Raw genomic sequence first — 21,365 nt, forward strand, 5'->3', positions numbered from 1 at the left:
CCATCATTGCATGTGATGGCCCTTATGTAAAGACATAGATATTCACCTGCTGGCGCTTAACTCATCTGTCGCCGGGGTGAAGAAGTTCGCGACCACTTAACTGTCATTCTTAGCGACGTTTTGACATTGTGGGAAAGGGCCATTTCGCATGCGTATCAGCCACATGAGCTGGCTCACAACCGTAAGCACACAGAAAAAAGTTGTATATAGCTGCATTGGCATATGCATCCTGATACTCATTAGCTTTGCCTTCTATCACCTTTCCCTTCCACCATCACCATCTCATTCCGTCAATGTGTCCAGCAAACCAACCATAACCATCGATGCTGGCTTTGAGGATACCTATAGGAGCGGGTACTGGACGCCTGTCAGGGTGACTATCGATAATAGCGGACCAGCCTTTCAGGGCAACCTCTCGGTACAGACGTTCTCAGGTGGGGCCCATCAGCAACGTATTGACATGCTCTCCCCATGGAGCTTTGAGGAAGCAGTAACGCTGGCCCAAGGCGCGCAGAAGCAATTAACGATCTATGCCCCCCACTATACAGGCAATTTGATTACACGTGGCTTCCTGGCCACCCTGCGCAATGAGCTTGGACAAACGGTCAGCATACAGTCCAGCAAACAGGGCTATGAAGTACAGCCAGGCGATACGCTGGTCGGGGTGCTATCGGATAATGAGGATCTCGAAGCACAGTTAACAAGAATCACCTTGATTAATCAATCAGGCTCGCTTAATGTATCGCGCCTGGATGCCCAGACCATGCCGACAATAGAGACGGCACTGGAAAATTTTGATGTGCTCATTCTGGATAATTTTGCCACCAATACCCTGAACGCGCAGCAATTGACGATGCTGCAGACATGGGTGAATCGGGGCGGAACCCTGATCGAAGTGGGCGGTCTCAACTGGCAGCGCACGCTGAGTCCCTTGCCATCGCACCTGCTCCCCGTTGACGTACACGGCCTGGATCTGCTGCCCACGGGCACACACCTGCAATCATTTAATGGCAATACCATAGTCCCGGCCACCAGCGATATTCCGCCGAGTCAACCAACGATCAGTGCCGCCCAGCTCGCGCGGCAAGAGGTCTTCTCTAACGTTCAGACCGTGCTCAGTAGCGCACAGACGCCTTTGATTGTGCAGGCGCATCAAGGATCAGGTGCGATCTACTACCTGGCGTTCGATCCCGCTGCGCCGCCGCTGGATAGCTGGAGTACCTCAGCCAACATCTGGCAGATGATCATGCAACGCGCATTGGGCGATCGGTTACTCATTTCGAGCGGCGCCCAGAGCTACGATGACGGTCCTGGGCAGATTTTGACGCGAGGAGGACTGGTGAGCTTTCTCAATCCCGGCATGTCCTCAACCACCGGCGTACTGACATTCCTGCTGGTAGGCTATCTGCTCTTCCTGGGGCCCGTCCGCATGTGGTACATCCGGAAACGGCCGGGCGCACAGATGTACAATGGGCGCATCATTCTCTCCAGCATTCTGATCTTTTCGGTGCTTGCATTTAGCGTGGCTGGCTATGAGAAAGAGGTGGGCGTCACCAATAATAGTGTTTCCGTTCTACAGGTCAACCAGGATGGGACGGCCGGCCACATCACGACGTACATGAGCGTGCTGGCTCCCAACCAGGGCGACCTCCGCATGCAGATTCCAGGCGAGAATCTGAGTGAACCCATCGATATTCAGTACCTGGATCATAATTCGGCGATCAACACCAGCCAGATGCCGCCTGGAGGCATCCCCACAAAGGTAACCTACAATCCAGATAATACCAGCCTGACATTGAACAATAGCAATCTCTGGTCGGTCGATCCAATCGTCTCGGAACAGGATCTGCAGCTCCAGGGCCAGCTCTTAGGCGACCTGACTGTGCGCGATAACCATGTGCTGGGCAGCGTGCGAAATAATCTGCGCACCGCATTGAGTGATGCATATGTACTATTTCCACATACATTTATCTCCCTGGGACACATAAACGCGGGGCAAACACGCAATTTCGATGTTCAGCTCCATGCCACCCAGCCGGTCTCGGAGCAGACCCTGGCCGACCAGATTGCGCACCAGGCTGGCTTACCAGGACAATATTTTCCATTTCTGCAAAAGGCACAACCGCAGACCGAGTTGCAAAAACATATCGCCCTGCTCTCGGCCCTGAGCGGAGTAGGCTATAACTATACAGCCTGCGAAGGATCGTGTATGACGCATGCCATTACCGGCAAGAATACCATCTATGTCACAGGTGGACAGATACCCGATCCTAACGTCAAAAATGATTATGACCCTTTGCTCATTTCCGGCACCCAGGCTACCTTTATGGCCTGGGCCGACCAGTCTTTGAGCGAACAACCGCTCCCGACAGTAAATAACCAGACGCCTCAGGGCCAGCACACGATGTTTGTGCAGATGCCGCTGAAAATTCGCTACTCAGGATTGGTGACCATTCCTCAGGATAGCGTCACCGGCAACGTTGTAGATATCGCCAGCTTTGATGCCGGCGCCATCCTGCCTGGCTCCTATACCCTGACCAGCGGCAATGTGAAATTTGAATTGGATCTGCCCGATGCGCCACGTCTCTACATCGGCGCCCTGAAGATCACAATACCCAACCTGATTACTCATCCATCCGGACCCGGTTCTGGCATCACGACCAATAACAACAATATTATGGCCAAAATCTACAACTGGCACACTCAGAAATGGGAGCGCATGCGGACCAACGCGAATGATGCCTTTACAACCAATCAGCCAGCAACGTACACCGGACCCAACGGGCGCATCCTGGTGCAGGTGGGAAGTAGAAACGCGACACAGATCTACTTTGGGAAACCGACGCTCAGCATCAACGGCAACGCCATCCCGTAAGCCATCATCATGACAAATTCCCATTCTATCTGCTACAATAAGACGCATGTTTAGCTTGGAGGAACAGATACAAGACGCGGTCGAATTGCTGCAGGAAGCGCACCAGATCGTCGCCCTGACGGGCGCGGGCATCAGTACTGAATCGGGCATTCCGGATTTTCGCAGCCCCGGCTCGATCTGGCAGCAAGTGCCACCCGTCAATTATCACGATTTTATCAGTAAGCCGGAGGCGCGCAGACAATACTGGCAGACCCGCAGAGAATTGTCGGGGAAGATGGCGGCCGCCCGACCTAATGCCGCACACCGCGCGCTGGCTACGCTGGAGCGAGAACAACGCCTGCTTGGCGTAATCACGCAAAATTTCGATGGTCTGCATCAGGAAGCTGGAAATCGACCCGAGCAGGTCATCGAACTGCACGGGACCTCACACCAGGCGGCCTGTACCCTGTGTGGGCGTCGCTCTTCAATAGCGGCCCTGCAGAGGCGTGTGGATGCGGGCGAGCCAGATCCAACCTGCGCGCATTGCGGCGGCTATCTCAAAGCCGCGACGATCCTCTTCGGCCAGCGAGTTCCAGACGCTGAGCTTCAACGCGCGAAGGCGCTGGCCAATAGCTGTGATCTGTTTCTGGTCATCGGTTCATCGCTCAAGGTCGTACCGGCCTCTATGCTGCCACGGCTGGCCCTGCGGCGTAACATCCCCATTATCATCATCAATCAGACCCCTACCTCACTGGATACGGTGGCGGACGTCGCCATCCACGCCAGCGCCGGACGTATCTTGCCAACCCTGATCGCGCAACTCTAACCCTTCCCACCAACACCGCTCCCCATTAAAGATCTCTGCTGGGATGACGATAGTGTCGTGTACAGAGATCTATACATGCCAAATGGTATTCATATCTTTCTGCGATTTTATGTATGAGGGAGACAACCGTGAAAAATAACATCGAGATACGCTCAAAACATCTGTCTGTGATCATCCCGGTCTATAACGAAGAGGAAAGCATTCCGCATCTGCATACGCGCATCCATAAGGTCCTGGCCGAGCAACCCTTCTCATACGAGGTACTCTACATCGATGACGGTAGCAGTGATGGTACGCTTCAGCAACTCAATCGCCTGGTGGAGCAGGATCCATATGTGCGCGTGATCAGCTTCCGGCGCAATTTTGGGCAAACAGCGGCCATGTCGGCCGGGGTAGCCTACAGCCGAGGCGAAATCCTTGTCTTTATGGATGGCGACCTGCAAAATGATCCGGTGGACATTCCACGCCTGCTGGAGAAGCTTGAGGAGGGATATGACGTGGTCAGCGGCTGGCGCAAAAATCGTCAGGATGCGCAGTGGAGTCGCAAATTTCCTTCCATGCTGGCCAACAAGTTGATCTCTCAGGTTACCGGCGTACGCCTGCATGATTATGGCTGTACCCTGAAGGCGTATCGCTACGAGGTGCTGCGCCATGTACGGCTCTACGGCGAGATGCATCGCTTCATCCCCGCGTATGCCGCCCTGGCTGGCGCGAAGGTGACCGAAATGGTTGTGGACCATCACGCGAGGCAGTTTGGAAAATCGAAATATGGCATCTCCCGCGTGGTACGCGTCATATTGGATCTAACCACCTTAAAATTTCTTGGCAGCTTTGGTACCAAGCCACTGTACGCCTTTGGCGTTACCGGTCTAAGCTCGCTCAGCCTGGGATTTGGGACCGGCCTGTACAGCCTTTTGCGCGCCTGTCTGCCTGGAAAAAAGAAAGGCCAGCGCTCAGCCCTCTTTCCGATCTCGTTGCTCTTCTCAAGCTTTGGCCTGCTCAGTCTGATTTCAGGCCTGATCGCGGAAATGCTTACACGCATCTATTATGAAGCGCAAGACAAACCGACATATGTAGTAAAGCAGGTACAGCCAGAGTCATCCCTGCGCTCACCACTGCCTGGTGAACGTCCTCAGGACCCGACAGAGTCCCAACATAATGGGAACCGGGAAAAGACGGCTACCCGCTAACCACCTGCGACGCAAGCGACCCCATATACAGAGAGGAGGATGGTTTTTCATGCTCCTCTCTAGCTGTAAAACAGGCACATTCTGGTCAGGTATCACAGTATCAGCCATACAGATGAAAGGAAAGACGGTGAAAATTTTAATGATTGCTCCTCAACCATTCATGGAGGAGCGCGGGGCGCCATTTGCTATCTATCATCATATCAAAGCACTCTTATGTATGGGGCACACGGTTGACCTGATCACGTATCACATTGGGAAACCAGTGAACCTGCCAGGATTGCGCATTTTTCGTACACCAGCTATCCCGGGCATTCACCAGGTGAAGGTGGGGCCATCAATGGCGAAGTTTCCCCTGGACCTGCTGGTCTTTTTGCTGGCCCTCGTGCAGATGTGTAGTGCGCGCTATGACTGTATCCATACCCACGAGGAAGCAGGAGCCATGGGGGTACTTTTAAGCAGTATCTTTGGCTGTAAGCATCTCTATTATATGCACTCGGACCTCTCGCAACAGATTGTCAGTTCAGAGTTTACGCATAACCCGTTTCTGATCCGTTGTGTCGCGACCATCCAAAGATTGATCGTGCGTAAAGCCCACGGCGTCATAGCCATCTGTCCCGACATCGCGAGTACGGCCCACCGTATGACAGAGACAACCCCGATTTACATGATCGAGAATTCGGCCGTGGATGAAAATCTGCCGACTCCGGCACCAGAGGCGATACAGCGGATACGCCAGGAGCTGGAACTGGGCACAGGTCCCGTTTTGCTCTATACAGGTACCCTGGAGAGCTATCAGGGCATCGATCTTCTAATCCACAGCATCCCCGCCGTTCATAAACGCTTTCCAGATGCGAGCTATGTGCTGGTCGGTGGACAGAGCGCGCAGATTGAACAATTTTATGATAGGGCCAGGGAACTGGGCATTCATGACGCGATCCGCTTTGTGGGGCAGCGGCCGCTGGATGAGATGCCAACGTACATGGCCCTGGCCGATATCCTGCTAAGCCCGCGCTGTAAAGGCACGAATACACCATTGAAATTGTATACCTATCTCCATTCAGGAAAGCCGATTCTGGCCACTGAAATCTATTCCCAGACCCAGGTACTCTCGTCGGAGACCGCGCTCCTGGTCCCACCAACGGCGGAAGGATTGGCGCAAGGGGCGATTGAACTCCTGAGCGATCCACACCAGGCGCGGATGCTGGGTGAGAAAGGACGTCTGTTCGCGCAGGAACATTATAGCTGGCAGGTGTTTCTCAAGAAAAGCACGCGTATACAGGAAGCATTTGCCTCCGACCTTGTAGATACGACTGATAGGGCTGCGTAAAACGCTTACATATGCTCATACGAAGGAGAACTTCATGCGCTGTTTAGTTACAGGTGTCGCAGGCTTTGTTGGCTCTCACCTGGCGGAACGCTTATTGAAAGATGGTCATGAAGTCTGCGGGGTAGATGCCTTTATAGATTACTATGATCGCGCCATTAAAGAAAAAAATCTGGAAGGCCCTCGTTCATGGAATACCTTTTCTTTTATTGAAGGCAACTTGATCCATCTCCCCCTGGAGACGTTACTGGATGGGATCGATTGGATCTTTCACCAGGCAGCACAGGCGGGGGTACGGGCCAGCTGGGGTGAAGAGTTCGCACGCTATACGGAGTGCAATGTGCTGGCGACCCAGCGTCTGCTAGAGACCGCGCTGCACGTAGGCAGCATCAAACGATTGGTCTACGCGTCCTCCTCCTCTGTCTATGGAGATGCCAGGTCCTTTCCTATTCTGGAGGAAAGCCAGCTGCGTCCATTCTCACCCTATGGGGTCACCAAGCTAGCGGCCGAAAATCTCTGTACGCTCTACTACCATAACTTCCAGGTTCCAACCGTCTCGCTACGCTACTTCACAGTCTACGGTCCGCGCCAACGCCCTGATATGGCTTTCCATAAGTTCTGTAAAGCTATATTGAACCATGAACCAATTCGCATCTATGACGATGGCTATCAGACGCGTGATTTTACCTACATCTCGGATGTGGTGGAGGCCAATATTCGCGCCGCTACCTGCGAGGCCGCGGTAGGACAGGTGATGAATATCGCCGGGGGTTCCAGAGTCACACTGCGTAGCGTGATCGATATCCTGCAAGAAGTGAGTGGCAGCCCCGTCAGGGTAACGTTTGAAGAAAGACAACATGGAGATGTCCGTCATACGTTTGCCGATACACAACGAGCTCAGCAATACTTGAACTATAGCCCGCTGATCACACTCCAACAGGGGCTGGCAGAAGAATTCGACTATGCCCGCTCCATCTATCGTCTCGTCAAAACAGCCTGAATGAAGAACAGCGGAAAGGAGCAGTTGACTGCCGGTCAGTCAGCTGCCTCCTCTCGTCTGTCACAACGGAGGTATCATGAGCATCCCACTGCCAGAAACAAGCATGCCTCCTGAGGAGAAGAACAACGCGACTTCTCCCCCGGAAATTGCAGCTGAGGGTCCGCCATCTCCACCCAGACAACGCTTCAAGTGGCTTAAATTTGGGCTCCGCCTTGGTTGCGCATTGGTCCTGCTCACCTTTCTCTTCAAATCCATTTCCTGGTCTATTGTGCTACAGAAATTACAACACATTGACGATGGAGAAGTAGTAATAGGGCTGATAGTTGGCTTGATCGGTGTCATCCTGAGCTCCTATCAGTGGCAAAGTCTGCTGGATGGAGAAGGGATTCATATCGATCTGAAACGCCTGATCAATCTCTACCTGATCGGCATCTCATTTAACCATTTCTTACCTACGGGAATGGGAGGTGATGTGATCAAAGCCTACTATGTAGGCAGGGAAGGACGCAATACCGCAGGTTCGGTCAGTGCGGTAATCATGAGTCGCGTCACCGGCTTTGTCGGTATGCTCATCGTCTCAATACCGATGCTGATCATCTACCATGGGGCCTTCGCTTCCTGGATAGTCGGAACTTTTTTACTGGCCGGCCTGGGTATGTGTAGTGGGCTGGTGGTCGTGTTTTTTGCCGTTGCCTTGCTGCCGACATTGATTAAAGGAAAATGGACCAGCTATCGCATTGTCTCTTCAATGTTTAACATTGGGGCGACGCTGCAAAAAAGCCTCAGGCAACCACGAGCATTATGCAATGCGATCGTGTACGGGGTGCTTTTCCATATCAGCGCCGCGCTTAACTATTATGCTTTTGCCATGATTTTGCATATCCAGGTTCCACTTCCTTTCTATATGGTTATCATTCCGTTCGTTTCTCTGGTCGTAGTTTTACCCACTACTATTAATGGCTATGGCGTACGTGAGAGCGTATTCATCGCCATTTTCGCGTCGCTACATGTTGACGTGTCGACCGCAGCGGCTCTGGTTCTTCTGATGGACGCGCAGGGTATCTTCTTCGCTCTTATCGGAGGTGCTATCTACCTTTTTATGCATGATCGAAAAGCAAACACGGCCCCAAAACTCATCTACGTCGCCTGAGGGCTGACTAAACAACAGGAGGAATGCCTGCTTGCATATCACAGGCCGTTAGCGTCCTCCAGCCACATTCTTTATGCAATGGGAACTTTCAACTATGGAGAGATTAAACAATGGATGAAAGACGATCTCAAGTGTTACCAGAATATACGAAACCCTCCTCTGATGACTCAGTTACAGAGACGTTGCCAAAGCATGGCAAAAAACAGGCTCCAGTTCAGGAAAAAGAGCAAAAGGTTATTGTGTCCGACGGGTTGAATGCTGGTGCAACGAAAAAGAAAGGTGGCAAGGTGGGACGTCCCCTTTCCTCGTTGCTTTATAGCTCAAAGGAAAGCATCCAGCATTCAACAAAGTCTTTTAAGACGCGCTACAGACACTCACGGGCGCTGAGCCTTACGGCAATCGTTGCGGGTCTGGCACTGCTGATCTTCGCCTTCTATACACTCTGGTATGCCTTTCTGGCCACGCAGCCGGTGACCGTGTTTCAAGTAGGCAGACAGCAGGTGGTAACCCAGAACGTTGGTGGTGGTGGCCTCGTCGATGCCAAACAAAACTTTAACCTGCAATTTCCTCTGGCTGAACGAGTGCTCGGGATCATGGTCAAACCAGGCGATCACATCAAACGCAACCAGGCGCTCATTCATCTGGACCCGTCACAGCTCAATGCCCAGGTGCAGCAGGCCTCTAATGACGTGGCGGCAGCCCAGGCCTATCTAAACTCGGTCTCGGCCAGCGCGGTGAATCCCATTACGGTAGCCGCGGCCCAGCAGGCATATCAGGTCGCCAATAACCACTATCACGCATTACTGGCCCAGACCAATGGGCCAACCCTGCATAACGGCAACCTGATCTCGCCGGTCGATGGCGTGGTCATTACGGTTACCATCAATCCCGGCGAGGTCTTTGCCGCCAATACGGTCTTGATGACGCTGGCCGATCAGTCTTCCCTGATCGTACATGCCCAGATTCCACTGGCCAATCTGCAACAGGTTCATCTAAAGGCGCCCGCACAGATCACACCATCAGCCTTGCCCAATGTGACGCTGGATGGCACGGTTAGCGCCATTATTCCGCAGGCCAATGCGCAGACCGATACGTTCCAGGTGGATGTCACGGTTACCAACACACAGCAGATGCTCATTCCTGGCATGAGCGCCTATGTTCGCCTGCAGGGTCAGCAGAATGCCTTTGTTGTTCCACGCATCGCGGTGCTCAATCCAGATCACGAGTCCAGCGTCTACCTGGTTCAGCACGGCCGCGTCTACCTGAAGCAGGTCCACGTTGCCAGTAGCGCACCCGATCTCTTCTACGTCGATAGCGGCCTGTCAGCCGGGGACCAGATTGTGGTTCTGCCGCTCAATCGCCTGCATCAAGGTCAGACCGTGACCATCAATACGGTTGAACACTAGGGTTGGAAAAAGAGGGGATATAACATGGCTAGCTCGAACCAACGACCCTGGTCTCCCCAGCATAGCTGGAGGCCATACCGGATCATCATGCCAGGAGCGGCGGGCGTGGTGATGCTGATTGCCAGTCTGTGCTCCTGGTTTAACAACCCCTCGGGTACACGCCTGATGGCATGGCAGATGCCGGTCGATCTGGGCTGGCAATTGAGCTTGCATGCGTTCAACTACGGGGTACTCTGCGCGTCCTGCGCCCTCTACATCTTCTTTATCACTTACCAATCATGGCGCGCGGTACGCGCGGAGCAAAGCGCTGACCCGGTTCGGGTACTGACCGCGCCCGACTCAATACCGGACCACTGCTATGTGCGAGCTATGTTGCTCTGCCTGGTGCCACCGGCCCTGTTCCTCTTTCAGTTTCTCTGCTCGGATATGGCGACCATCGCGGAGGTGACACGGCAGCAAGTTCAGTTGGAACTGGCACGCTCGCATCTGGGTTACGCGGCAACGCCTGAATATACACCGATCCTGCCGTTCCTTTTGGACTGCAGCCAGTTCCCTGATCGCTTCGCCATCCTGACCGATCAGCTGGATATCGGCTGGTTTATGCCACTCTTTAGCGCCGGCATACTGCTGATGGCACGTGCGTTCCTGCCTCTGCGCCTGCGTTTTGTTGAGGCAGCAATCGCTTATCGACGTCCGTCGCGCTGCGGCCGCTTCGGCATGTTCGCGTTAGCGCTACTGCTGGGCGCGATCATTTTTGGACGAGCGCCGGCCGCTATGGTCAGTCAGACCCAGGCCGGGCATCTGTTAAGCATCGGCGATTACAGTGGCGCGCTGAAGTGGCTGGATGCCGCGCGCATCCTTAATCCAGAACTGAATCAACTGGTTGCATATCATCTTGCGCGTGGTGAAGCCTGGTTCTACCTGCATCCCGAACAGCCCAATGCTGAAAGCCGGGCCTACCTGGGACATTATTATCGTACCCAGAAGGATTTCTATACGTCCTACCAGACCATGCTCACGACCTGGCATACCTACCAGCATACCCCCTGGCTGCAGGATGAGGTCAGTCTCTCACTGGCGCAAATGGCCGAGGTAAGCGCCCCCCTGAAGGGCACGCCCAATGACCATCTGACCCATGATGAACCCGCTTTGCCCTGGCTAAATGAGCTATTGCAGATCAATCAGAGCAATTTTTATGCCCAGTTCACTGTGGGGCGTATTCTCTATGACTTAGGCGATTATGCAGGCTGTGAAGCGCATATGCGCATGGTCCTCAATATCAGTCCCAGCGCCGAGATGCAGTCGGCCGCCTATACCTATATCGCTTTAAGCAGGTTTGATCTAGGAGATAACAATAATGCACGCGAGTACCTGTATAAAGCCCAGGATCTCGATCCTGCCTATCGTAATAATACCGCTCGCCAACATATGTCGGGGATGCGTTAGTGGATGACGGAATGTCTACGAGACACGGAGAAAGGTAATGAGCGTCACTTCCTCAGGAACTCCAGAATTTCATAAGCGTTCTAAACAGGCTCCATCTTCACAGGGAAAGATACAGGCGCTGGTCGTACAACGGGCCAGGCGGCGCCTGGCCCGTTGTACCCTGTGGTTCTGTCTGCTCCTGACCTGTGCGGGGACCAGCTGGTTCGCCTTCCAGCTCAGTTTGATTCCTCAGGCCAGAACCTATGTGCCACAGTGGAGAGGTGCTCGCTGGATCGCAGCGCCAGATACAAATGCGCCGGTAGCCTATTATCGCTACATCACCAATTTACCGGCAACCCCTGATAATGCCTTTGTTATGATCACTGCCAATCAAGTCTTTCAGCTCTATGTGAATGGCATCTTTATCGGTACCAATACGCAAGATTTTGACCATGGTGAAACCCCCAGAACATATATGTTTGACGTGGATGTAGCACTGCGCAAAGGCGCAAATGCTTTTAGCACACGCGTGGTGGATGCTGATCAGAAGAATCCGCAGTTGCGCGCCCTGGTCGGCATCGGCTGGGGTGGGCAGACACATTATATCGGGACCGATGCCTCCTGGCACGCGACCGGTCAGACAACACTGGCACACCTCAGGGGAGCCGCTAAGAGCTTTAGCTGGGCGTTACCGAGCTTTGATGATAGCCTCTGGCAACCCGCGAACCGGGTCTCGTCGCCCGTGGCGGCCGATTCACTGCTCACGGTCAACCCGATCATCTATACCCAACCCATGTCTTCTCATTGGCTCAGCGCGGAAGGGGGGCAGGATGGCTACTTTGTGCGTCAGATCGAGATACCAGCACACAGCGATAGCGTCCTGCTGCGCCTGATCGCCGCCGGGCAGGCGGATGTGTTTATCAACAATCACCAGTACATGCAATGGAATGGCCAGGCCACCGTGCCACGGGAGAACCTGACCACGATCCTGGACGATCTGGGGATGCCGGTGGTCTACCGCAACGGCTTGATCACGGGCGTCTATGATATTACTCCCTATGTGCATAAAGGCAGCAATACGCTGGCGATTCATGTCCAGGCTCCCGGCACCAGTACCGCAAAGGTAGGGCTGGACGCACAGAAGAACGCGCTCTCCCTTGATGTGCTGGCCAGCAGCGGCAACACAGTTACCAACCTGGCTGCGCCCGATGAAAAATGGCATGCATCAACACAGGCTGTCGATAACTGGACCGGGAATGATAGCGCCGCCGCGCAGTGGGCTCCCCCCAATCCTATTGGTCGGCCCGGCGCCAGCCTGTCCTACTATCTGCCCGATATCACAACCCTGCGCAACGTGGTAACGCTGCCACCTATGCTGATCGTCGAGCTGATTGTGTATTGTTGCGTCGCTGTGCTGGCGTTCTGGCTCCTGATGGCTCTGGTGGTTCTGCGGCGCTACTATCCATCACGCAGGGCCGCCCTTGAGGCTGCCAGCCTGGTCTTTCTGCCTGCCCTGGCCGTGGAGGCGCTATTGATTGTGCTGGACCAGGAACCGATGCTGCCACAGCCGTTTCCATATACAGCCCCCTGGAGTTTCTTCCTGATCTTTCTGGTTGTCTGTAGCGCGGTGGGACTCTGGCTACACGCGCGCTGGCAACAAAGGGTGCCTTATGTTACGACCAATGAATCTGCGGCGCTGAACAACGATTTCCTGGCACTGGTCGGGAACTCGGTTCCCCTGGAGCATCAGCTTGCCCCTTCGTGGAGGTTGCGCCTGCTGGCATGGCTGCGCCAGAACTGGGGCATCATCCCGGTCATGCTGTTGATCATTCCCATGGCCTGCTACCACCCTGGCTATGAGCCGTTCTGGCAGGATGAACTGTCCAGCTACAACGCGGCACGCAACGTCATGCTCCAGGGCTTCCCGGCCTTCCCCTCCGGCTTTACCTACCCGAAAGGAGAGCTCTACTCCTACCTGCTGGCGGGATTGATGTTTGTCCTGGGAACGAAGGGGGCGGTGGTTCCACGTCTGATTAGCATGGTTGAATACCTGGTCAGTATCCCTATGCTGTATATCCTTACCCAGCGTATGTTTAACCGCCGGATCGCGTGGCTGGCGACGGCAATGCTGGCTTTTTCACCCTACGCCATGATCTGGTCGCGTCAGACCCGCATGTATGAGCAGGCCCAGTTTACGTTGATCCTGGTCGTCTTTACGCTTTACCAGGCAATCAGGCAGCGCGAACGTAAGCGTCCCGTCTACCTGGCCCTCGCCTGCATGGTTATCGCATACCTGAGCCACGAGGAGAATTTCATTACCCTGCCGGCGGCCCTGGCCTGCGCTTTACTGGCCACACGCGAGGCTCCCTACGGGATGCCCTATATCCTGCGCAAAAAGCACTGGTGGGTGCCGGCCTTGATCGCCTGTGCCATTATTATCATCCAGTTGCTCGCCGTATACTGGACGCATCCTCCAACCTTCGCCACAGATCAGAGCCGGCGTCCGCAGATCCAGCCCAGCCTGGATAATCTGCCCTATTATGTCTCCCTCCTCTTCAAGCCGATCGCCATTAAAGACACGGCGGCGCCCTGGCTGCTCACCCAGCCATGGCTGCTGATCAACTCCTCACTGATGGTGCTGGGCTGTATCCTGGCTTTTGTGCGCCGGGATCGGCGGGTGCGCTTCCTGGCGCTTTTCCTGATCCTATCAAGCGTCGTCTTGATTACGATCTTCACGATGGAGGCGGACCGCTATTACTATCCGCTCTTGCCCATCTACTACATTCTGGGCTCGTATGCTTTCTGGAGCGTCTTACAGCAGATCTGGCGCTTCGCGCGGCCCCACCTGCTGCAGGTTGAGCGCAACCTTGATGGTCAGCCACGTCCGGTCGTCTCGCTACCGCTGCGGATCGTGCTGTCCACTATAGCGGGGATACTCTGTCTGAGCATATTGCTCTTCCCGGCGCTCCCGCTGAGCAACTATAACCTGTTCGTTAGCCGTTCCCTGGGACTAAGCTATCGCCATCACTTCGCTGATTACGATAACGTTGGCCAGTACATGAAGGGCCACCTCAAGAAGGGCGACGTGGTCGTCTCGGTCGCGCCGGCGGTCTCGGTGCTCTACTATGTGGGACAGGTTGATTACTACTTTTCCATTGACCGGGCCCTCTTCCTGATCGAGCAGAATAGCAAGATTATCGAAACGACATCTGGAAGTCATCCCCTGTTCAATCAGCAGGACTTTCAGAATGTGCTGGCCGCCCATAGCCGCATCTGGCTGGTCACGGACAACGGAGGCTATCAGGGCGGCGTCACGAAAAATGGCCGCTTCACCTTCCCACCACCCGATTTTCGCATGGTGTATGAAGGTTACGGTTCGGCGGTCTACTTCCGTGGCGTTGACAACTAAGTCTATTGCACAGGTATTCCGATAATAATAACCAGACAGGCTCGCACAAGAGAAAGTAGGTCATCGTATGCAGCAAACTCCTTCCATGGCAGAGTTGCCCGCTGCCGATTCTTCGTCCACGGATAATCTAGTATGTGAAGATCAAAAGCTACGGTCGCAGAATGATCCTGTCCGGCGGAAAGCACAACCTGCCGGACAGGTCTGGGCCTACCGGCTCCTATGGGTAACATTCTTCATCTTTTTCGCGTCCACCGGCGCAGGCAAGCTCTGGGATCGTGTCTGGCATGCGACGGTTCGCTTTGATACCTTCTGGTCGCCACCACATTTCTTTGTGTTTGTGATGACCTCGATCACGGCCGCGTTAGTCGCCACGATCGCCTTTACACCCAGGTTGCGCACCTGGTATGGACCATGCGTGCGCGTGCCCTTCCTGCCATTTGAGGTTCCTGGCTCGCTGGTAATACTGGGTGGCGGTCTGACCGCACTATGCATCACGATCATGTTTGATAACTTCTGGCATTCAACCTATGGGCTGGATGAGACGCAGTGGTCGGTTCCGCACTGCATGCTGGGCTGGTCATGGTTAACCATTATCCTGGGCTTCGTGGCGGCCCGTATGGCGTTCCGCCAGTATCGACCCATTAATTGCCTTACCAACCTGGTGATGGCGCTCTTGATCCTTGAATTTCTCTGTCCCGCGGTACTGGGTCCCTTCTACCTGATGTATTCACCTCACCTGGTCAATGCCTTGAAGAATATTCCCATTGTGCGTACAGAACCTTCGGCCCAGCATATGTATCGCATTTATGAACATTTCGGCCTGACACGCCAGACCAATCCTTTGTACATTCCTATTGTGACCGGTTTCGCGGGCGCCGCCCTGATGCTACTGCGTCGCCTGGATGCACGCAAGCGCGTCTTTCTCCTGGCCCCCTTCCTCTGGTCCATCCTCCTGATGGGTCGAGACTGGTATACCATCTACTTCCTGCACTACCAGGGGACGCATACGGTCGCGGGTATCTTCCATGTGCTGCCGAAGGAGCCTTCGCTGTGGGTACCGATCCCGCTGTTTGTGGCGGCCGTCCTCTATACCCTTTTGCGGCGAACCAGCCTGCAAGAGCAGCGCGTTTTCATCATGTGTGGCGTCGTCTTCGCCATCTGCACCTACTGCATCTGGCATACCACCCCCTGGATGCTGCTGCTGGCTATCCCATCCGGTGGCACGGTCCTCCTGGGCGCCTGGCTCGGCAACTATATCTATGACATGATAGAGAAGCCGCGCCTGCAGTCCCTGGTAAGCTTCTTGATGGCCACCTGCGCCCAGATCCCGGCAGCCCTGGGAATTATCGATCTGTTCATGCGCCGCGCCACCCCCTAACAGCGTATACCGATTTTAAATGCGCAAGATCGAGGCCCCCTGCTCCGGTAAGCAAGGGGGCCTCGATCTTGCGCACAAAGTTTGTGGATTTTTCTTTATCGATATTTCGTCAATTACTGGCCTGCTTGGCATAGAGGCCAGTTTGCGAGACATAGATATCATAGGTTTTGCCATCGGCAGGTTCAAAGACACCATTGCCATACGTAGCATCCACAAACGGTTTGGTCAGCGAGTTACCATAGGTCTGGTAAAAGAAATCACCCGCCCCTCCGTTGAGTTCAACTACAACGTGATGAGAAGAACTTTCCAGCTTGGCATCATTATACGAGCCTTCGAGACGGGTCAATTTATAGCTGGAGTGAATGCCCAGGATGTTCATCCAGGCAGGAAATTTGATCATGACGCATTCCAGGCGCCATAGGTCTCCGTTGATCTGGTAACTCTTCGTTGAAGTTGGATTGCCGTCTTTATCCAGCATTGTCAACTGCAGATCCATATTATGTGGAGCGTTTTCAAAGCTGGTGGCCTGCACACGAGCTACTTTGATATCGTTGGTCAGACCCAGGTAGCTCTGGACGGCAAAGGTGAGCCAGAGCAGCGATACGGCCAGGATTAGCATGATAATGCCGCTAGCGCCACGTCTCCAGCGTAGTTCGCGGCGGCGCTTACGCCAGCGGCGATAGCGCTGGCCGTATTCGTCCTCAAATTCTTCCAGTTCGCGCCGACCACCAAACAGGCCCATAAGCGATGATATCAGCAGACCAACACCAAGTACCGCAACCAGGAACAGAACCAATTGCGGGGGACCAAGCTGTACAGGTGTATTCATATGAGTGCAACCTTTCGGATGTTATTCGCTATAAATTCAAATAAGCTCAAAGATACCTCTTCTTAAATACTATACGAGCAGAGCATTTCTTTCAGTTCAAAATCCCTTCCTGAGAAAAAAATGCCACTCTCTCAAGGAGAGGTAACCCTTTGTATATGATTAAACGCAGTCATGAAGGAAAGCTCTAATGTTATTGAAAGATACCCGTCTTAACAGGTAGGTAGGAGATACATCCTCTATTTCCACGTAATTTAATCAACGCGGCTTATACTATCTTACAGGAGCTATGAGATATATACCTTTTTTAAAAGCGTCAGTGTCAACATTTTATGGTGCTCTACGTTTACAATCTAGAGGGCTACGGCGTATGCTCAAGCGGGGTGCAGCGGTATCTCAGGCGAACTCAGTTGTAATACTTGTCATACCATGAATCCGGTATCTATGCTAGCTCACTCCTGTAAAGCAACGAATATGCCATATCAAGATAACAAATAACAAAGAATGCGAGGAATGAAAGATGCCCAAGGCGAAAGCGATCCTATTCGATTTAGATGGTGTGCTGACCGACACATCGGAATATCATTATCGTGCCTGGAAACAGTTAGCGGACGAAGAAGGAATTCCTTTGACCCGCGAGGAAAATGACGCGCATCTACGTGGTGTTGGTCGACGTGATTCGCTAATGTACATTATTCGCGGCCGCCAGTATAGCGAAGATAAGATTCAGGAGATGATGAAGCGCAAGAACGATTATTACAATAAGCTCATTGAGCAGATGAGCCCCAAAGAGGTGGTTGCCGGTGGTCGCGAGCTATTGCAGGAGATTCGTCAGGCGGGACTGAAAAGCGCAGTGGCCTCGGCTAGCAAAAACTGTCGCATCGTTTTGGAGCGACTGCAGATAATCGATCTCTTCGATGGCATTGCTGATGGCAATAGCGTAGTCAATGGCAAACCTGCACCCGATATTTTCGTGTTTGCCGCGGGCCTGGTACAGACATCCGTGATTGACTGTATCGGGGTTGAAGACGCAGACGCGGGTATCGAGGCGATTAAAACCGCTGGCATGTATGCGTTAGGAGTTGGTCCCAAAGAACGCTTCAAGCGTGCTGACAAGGTGGTACCAACAATGGAAAACATACGTTTAAAAGATATATTGGCAGATGCATGAGCATTATGAAGGTGCTTCTGCCCACAAAAGCAGAGCTAAGCATGGAGGATGCGACGTGGGAAATCTCTGGCAAGTAAACGAGGAATCGTTTAGTCCCAATCTCAAGCAGATACGCAGCCAGGAGACAGTGTTTACCATTGGAAATGGCTACTTTTGTACACGTGGCACCTTTGAAGAGGGCTATCCGCACGAAACGGCGGCAACCCTCCTTTTTGGCGTCTTCGATAGTGTCCCGGTTTCCAAGGAAGAACTGGCCAACGCCCCCGATTGGGTTGGGCTGCAATTGTTTGTCAATGGTGAGCGCTTCCGCCTGGATAGGGGGAAGCTGCTGGCCTATACGCGCTCACTGAATCTGCAAAACGGACTGCTGACGCGTACCGTTCATTGGGAAAGTCCCCTGGGTGTACGGGTACGTATCCACAGTGAGCGCTTTGCCAGCCTGGCGGATGAGCACCTGGGTATGATTCGCTATAGCGTCACGATCGATGACTCGCCCAAGGATCTGCCTGTGGCCATTTCGTTGCGCGCCAATTTTAACGCGGCCCGTGGCAATTATGATGTGATGCACTGGGAAACCACAGATCAGGGTCATAGCGCGGACCTGCTCTGGCTGCAAAGTGAGACACGCAGCACACATGTAACGCTGGTTCAGAGCATGAGCTTCAATGCGGATACAACCGCCTTCCAGAAGGAATTTGTGGATGGCGATGTCGAGCCGAGTATTCGCCTTACTGGTGCGCTGAACCCCCAGGAAAGTGTGGTCGCCGAAAAAGTCGTGGTGATGTATACATCGCGCGATAATGAGGATCCTCGCAAGGCCGCGATTATCCACCATCAACAAATGCTCAATACGGTCGCGGAAGAGACGCACAGCGACGCCCACAACGTTTTTGTCTTTGACTACCAAATACAAAAACAAGATGAGGCCTGGGCTCGCTTCTGGGAGCAGACGGACGTGGTCATCGAGGGCGACGAAAAAGCACAGGTAGGGTTGCGCTACAACATCTATCAGTTGCGCATCAATACCGCCGATAACGATAGCCGCTATAGCATTGCCGCCAAAGGCATGACCGGCTTTGGCTATCGCGGACACATCTTCCATGATACCGAGATCTTTATGCTGCCGTTCTTCACCTACGAACTACCGCACATTGCGCGCAATCTCTTACTCTATCGCTATCATCTTCTTCCTGCCGCGCGCAAAAAGGCCGCCAGCAATGGCTACGCCGGTGCTCAGTTCCCCTGGGAAAGTACGCTTAACGGAGAAGAGACCACCCCTCCCTCGATCGTCCACCCGGAAACCGGTGAGGTCATCCCTGTCCTCAATGGCTTTATCGAGCTGCATATCACATCCAGCATCGCTCACGCGACCTGGGAATACTGGCGCGTCTCCGCTGACGACGAGTTTATGCGCGACTACGGAGTTGAACTCTTGTTGAGTACCGCCCTGTTCTGGGATAGCCGGGCAGAGAAAAACGGGGACAAGGATGAGTATATCATCACAGACGTGATTGGACCCGACGAATGGCATGAGCACGTCAACGACAATGCCCATACCAATTTCATGGCCAGGCACAATATCCATATCGCCCTTGAGGTGTTTAAGTGGTTGCAGCAGACCGCCCCTTCTAAGGCCAAAGCTCTGGCTGAACAACTGGATCTGACAGATGAGCGCCTGGCACACATGCGCGATGTCATGGAACACCTGCGCTTCCCACAGGATCCGGTTACGGGCCTGATTGAGCAGTTCGATGGTTTCTTCAAGCTGGCGAAATTCGATCAGGAGAAGTATCGCGGGCGTAAAGATTCCTATCAGGGTATCCTGGGCGTGCATGAGGTGCAGAAATATCAGCTCATCAAGCAGGCCGATGTCTTGATGTTGCTCACGATGCTGCGCGACGAGTTCGACTACGATACTAAAAAAGTCAACTGGGACTACTACTTCCCGATTACCGACCATGACTATGGTTCCTCATTGACGCCCGCCCTGCATGCCATTCTCGGCTGCGAACTAGGCCATACCGAGGAAGCATACCGCATGTTTATGAAAGGGGCCCTGGTCGACCTGGAAAACCTGCGCGGCAACACACCAGAAGGGATCCATGCTGCCTGCGCTGGAGCCGTCTGGCAGGCCGCCATCTTTGGTTTTGCGGGCCTGCGCATTACCGACGATGGCTATACGACCCAGCCTCACTGGCCCGAAAACTGGCAGCGCCTCAGCTTCCAGTTTAAACATAAAGGAGAGCCGGTCAACATCGACTTGAAGCGCTCGTAATTGCCGACCTCGCCCTCCATTGGAGTTAAATCAAGGGGTGCAGGAGGGCGGCGAGCCCTCCTGCACCTCCCGCTTCGAGACCGAGAAAAAAAGCTTGACAAAAAGCCAGAGCCGGGTTATTATATAACGCGTGATCGATACACAATCCCTATGAGGCGCATTCGTCTAGCGGTTTAGGACATCGCCCTCTCAAGGCGGAGATCACGGGTTCGAATCCCGTATGCGCTACCAGGAAAAGAGGCCCAGGTGGAACTTCACCTGGGCCTCTTTTGACGCTTCTACTTTTTCGCATAGGTGATAAATAGCAGCGATACAGTCCGTGCGGATCGTCCACCGAAATGGGAAAAAGGATGGCTTCTTGTCAATCTGGCATTTTTTTGCTATTGATTATTAAGAGGTTAGGCAGATAAAAAGTCGTTTCTGTTCTGGCACCAGCACAGAAAAAACCAGCGCGGCCGCACATTTTCGGCCCCGCATCTTTGCTATATTGACGACATTTTGCTATAGTAGGAGTGTCCCCAGACAGGATACCCTTGTCATTATCAATCGATGGAGACGAACAGCTTTCTCAAGGAGGACTTCGAGGAACCCTATGAATAAAAAGATCCTGATTGGACTTTTAGCCCTTTCTCTTATCAGCGTTCTATTCTCTGCCTGTAGAGTTATCGATGCCAACTCTATCCCAAAGAACGTGGCCGCCCATATGGGTGCTTCAACATTTATTGAAACTGAGGTGACTGTCCCTAAAGGACAGAAACTGGACCTGATTGATAACGTTGCCGCTCCCCACGTTATTAAAAACGGTACCTGGAATGGTTCCACCCCAGATCCCACCACAGAGTCAGGTGCCCCCACTGTCAGTGCGAACTTCACCGGTGGCGATAAACAGACGGTCGGGCCTTTCAATACCGCGGGTACATTCAAACTGTATTGTACAATTCACGGCGGCATGAAGCTCACTGTAATTGTGAAATAACACGCTATCTTCTATCTTGAGAAGCACTGCCGATTATCAGCGGTGCTTCTTCTCTTTTTCCTCCTTTTTTCCTATCATCTACCTTTCATGGACCCGCATAGGCCTCAAGTACGGAAAGATATAGTACTTTCATGGCAGGTATAGCATAAATTCAG

The 21,365-nt window shown here is 53.4% G+C and carries 14 protein-coding genes and 1 tRNA gene; 14 read left to right on the top strand and 1 reads right to left on the bottom strand.

Annotated elements, in window-relative coordinates; translation table 11 throughout:
* Positions 1-148 precede the first annotated feature (148 nt).
* The 10 genes from AABA21_RS15675 (at position 149) to AABA21_RS15720 (ending at position 15,962) form a co-directional block, all read left to right on the top strand.
* A complete protein-coding gene (locus AABA21_RS15675) occupies positions 149-2,875 on the top strand; it encodes a hypothetical protein (protein WP_338251676.1) in 2,727 nt (908 codons plus the stop codon).
* A gap of 55 nt (positions 2,876-2,930) precedes the next feature.
* Positions 2,931-3,680, top strand: coding sequence for an SIR2 family NAD-dependent protein deacylase (locus AABA21_RS15680; protein WP_338251678.1), 750 nt, complete (start codon positions 2,931-2,933; stop codon positions 3,678-3,680).
* A 128-nt stretch (positions 3,681-3,808) separates the two neighbouring features.
* Positions 3,809-4,870, top strand: coding sequence for a glycosyltransferase family 2 protein (locus tag AABA21_RS15685; protein ID WP_338251680.1), 1,062 nt, complete (start codon positions 3,809-3,811; stop codon positions 4,868-4,870).
* A gap of 127 nt (positions 4,871-4,997) precedes the next feature.
* Complete coding sequence (locus tag AABA21_RS15690) at positions 4,998-6,197, top strand: glycosyltransferase family 4 protein (protein WP_338251682.1); 1,200 nt, start codon at positions 4,998-5,000, stop codon at positions 6,195-6,197.
* 34 nt (positions 6,198-6,231) lie between these two features.
* Positions 6,232-7,194, top strand: coding sequence for an NAD-dependent epimerase/dehydratase family protein (locus tag AABA21_RS15695; RefSeq protein WP_338251684.1), 963 nt, complete (start codon positions 6,232-6,234; stop codon positions 7,192-7,194).
* Positions 7,195-7,270: 76 nt separating this feature from the next.
* Positions 7,271-8,344, top strand: a complete 1,074-nt coding sequence (locus tag AABA21_RS15700) for a lysylphosphatidylglycerol synthase transmembrane domain-containing protein (RefSeq protein WP_338251686.1) — start codon at positions 7,271-7,273, stop codon at positions 8,342-8,344.
* Positions 8,345-8,454: 110 nt separating this feature from the next.
* Positions 8,455-9,750 (top strand): efflux RND transporter periplasmic adaptor subunit, encoded by a 1,296-nt coding sequence (locus tag AABA21_RS15705; protein WP_338251688.1) that lies wholly within the window; start codon positions 8,455-8,457, stop codon positions 9,748-9,750.
* A 24-nt stretch (positions 9,751-9,774) separates the two neighbouring features.
* Positions 9,775-11,196 carry a tetratricopeptide repeat protein gene (locus tag AABA21_RS15710; protein WP_338251690.1) on the top strand — a complete coding sequence of 474 codons (1,422 nt, stop codon included), beginning with the start codon at positions 9,775-9,777 and terminating at the stop codon, positions 11,194-11,196.
* A gap of 37 nt (positions 11,197-11,233) precedes the next feature.
* Positions 11,234-14,584, top strand: coding sequence for a glycosyltransferase family 39 protein (locus tag AABA21_RS15715; RefSeq protein ID WP_338251692.1), 3,351 nt, complete (start codon positions 11,234-11,236; stop codon positions 14,582-14,584).
* Positions 14,585-14,651: 67 nt separating this feature from the next.
* Positions 14,652-15,962: a hypothetical protein gene (locus tag AABA21_RS15720; RefSeq protein WP_338251694.1), complete on the top strand. Its 1,311-nt coding sequence runs from the start codon at positions 14,652-14,654 to the stop codon at positions 15,960-15,962.
* A 109-nt stretch (positions 15,963-16,071) separates the two neighbouring features.
* Here the strand turns inward: AABA21_RS15720 and AABA21_RS15725 are convergent, their stop codons facing one another.
* Positions 16,072-16,791 carry a hypothetical protein gene (locus tag AABA21_RS15725; protein ID WP_338251696.1) on the bottom strand — a complete coding sequence of 240 codons (720 nt, stop codon included), beginning with the start codon at positions 16,789-16,791 and terminating at the stop codon, positions 16,072-16,074.
* A 517-nt stretch (positions 16,792-17,308) separates the two neighbouring features.
* Here AABA21_RS15725 and pgmB point away from each other — a divergent pair.
* The 4 genes from pgmB (at position 17,309) to AABA21_RS15745 (ending at position 21,210) form a co-directional block, all read left to right on the top strand.
* Positions 17,309-17,959, top strand: a complete 651-nt coding sequence (gene pgmB, locus AABA21_RS15730) for a beta-phosphoglucomutase (protein ID WP_338251698.1) — start codon at positions 17,309-17,311, stop codon at positions 17,957-17,959.
* Positions 17,960-18,014: 55 nt separating this feature from the next.
* Positions 18,015-20,234, top strand: a complete 2,220-nt coding sequence (locus AABA21_RS15735) for a glycoside hydrolase family 65 protein (RefSeq protein WP_338251701.1) — start codon at positions 18,015-18,017, stop codon at positions 20,232-20,234.
* Between the two features lie 154 nt (positions 20,235-20,388).
* Positions 20,389-20,465 (top strand) — tRNA-Glu (locus tag AABA21_RS15740).
* A 361-nt stretch (positions 20,466-20,826) separates the two neighbouring features.
* Entirely contained in the window at positions 20,827-21,210 is a 384-nt protein-coding gene (locus AABA21_RS15745; protein ID WP_338251702.1) for a cupredoxin domain-containing protein, read from the top strand.
* Positions 21,211-21,365 lie beyond the last annotated feature (155 nt).

This window comes from Dictyobacter halimunensis, from assembly GCF_036245075.1.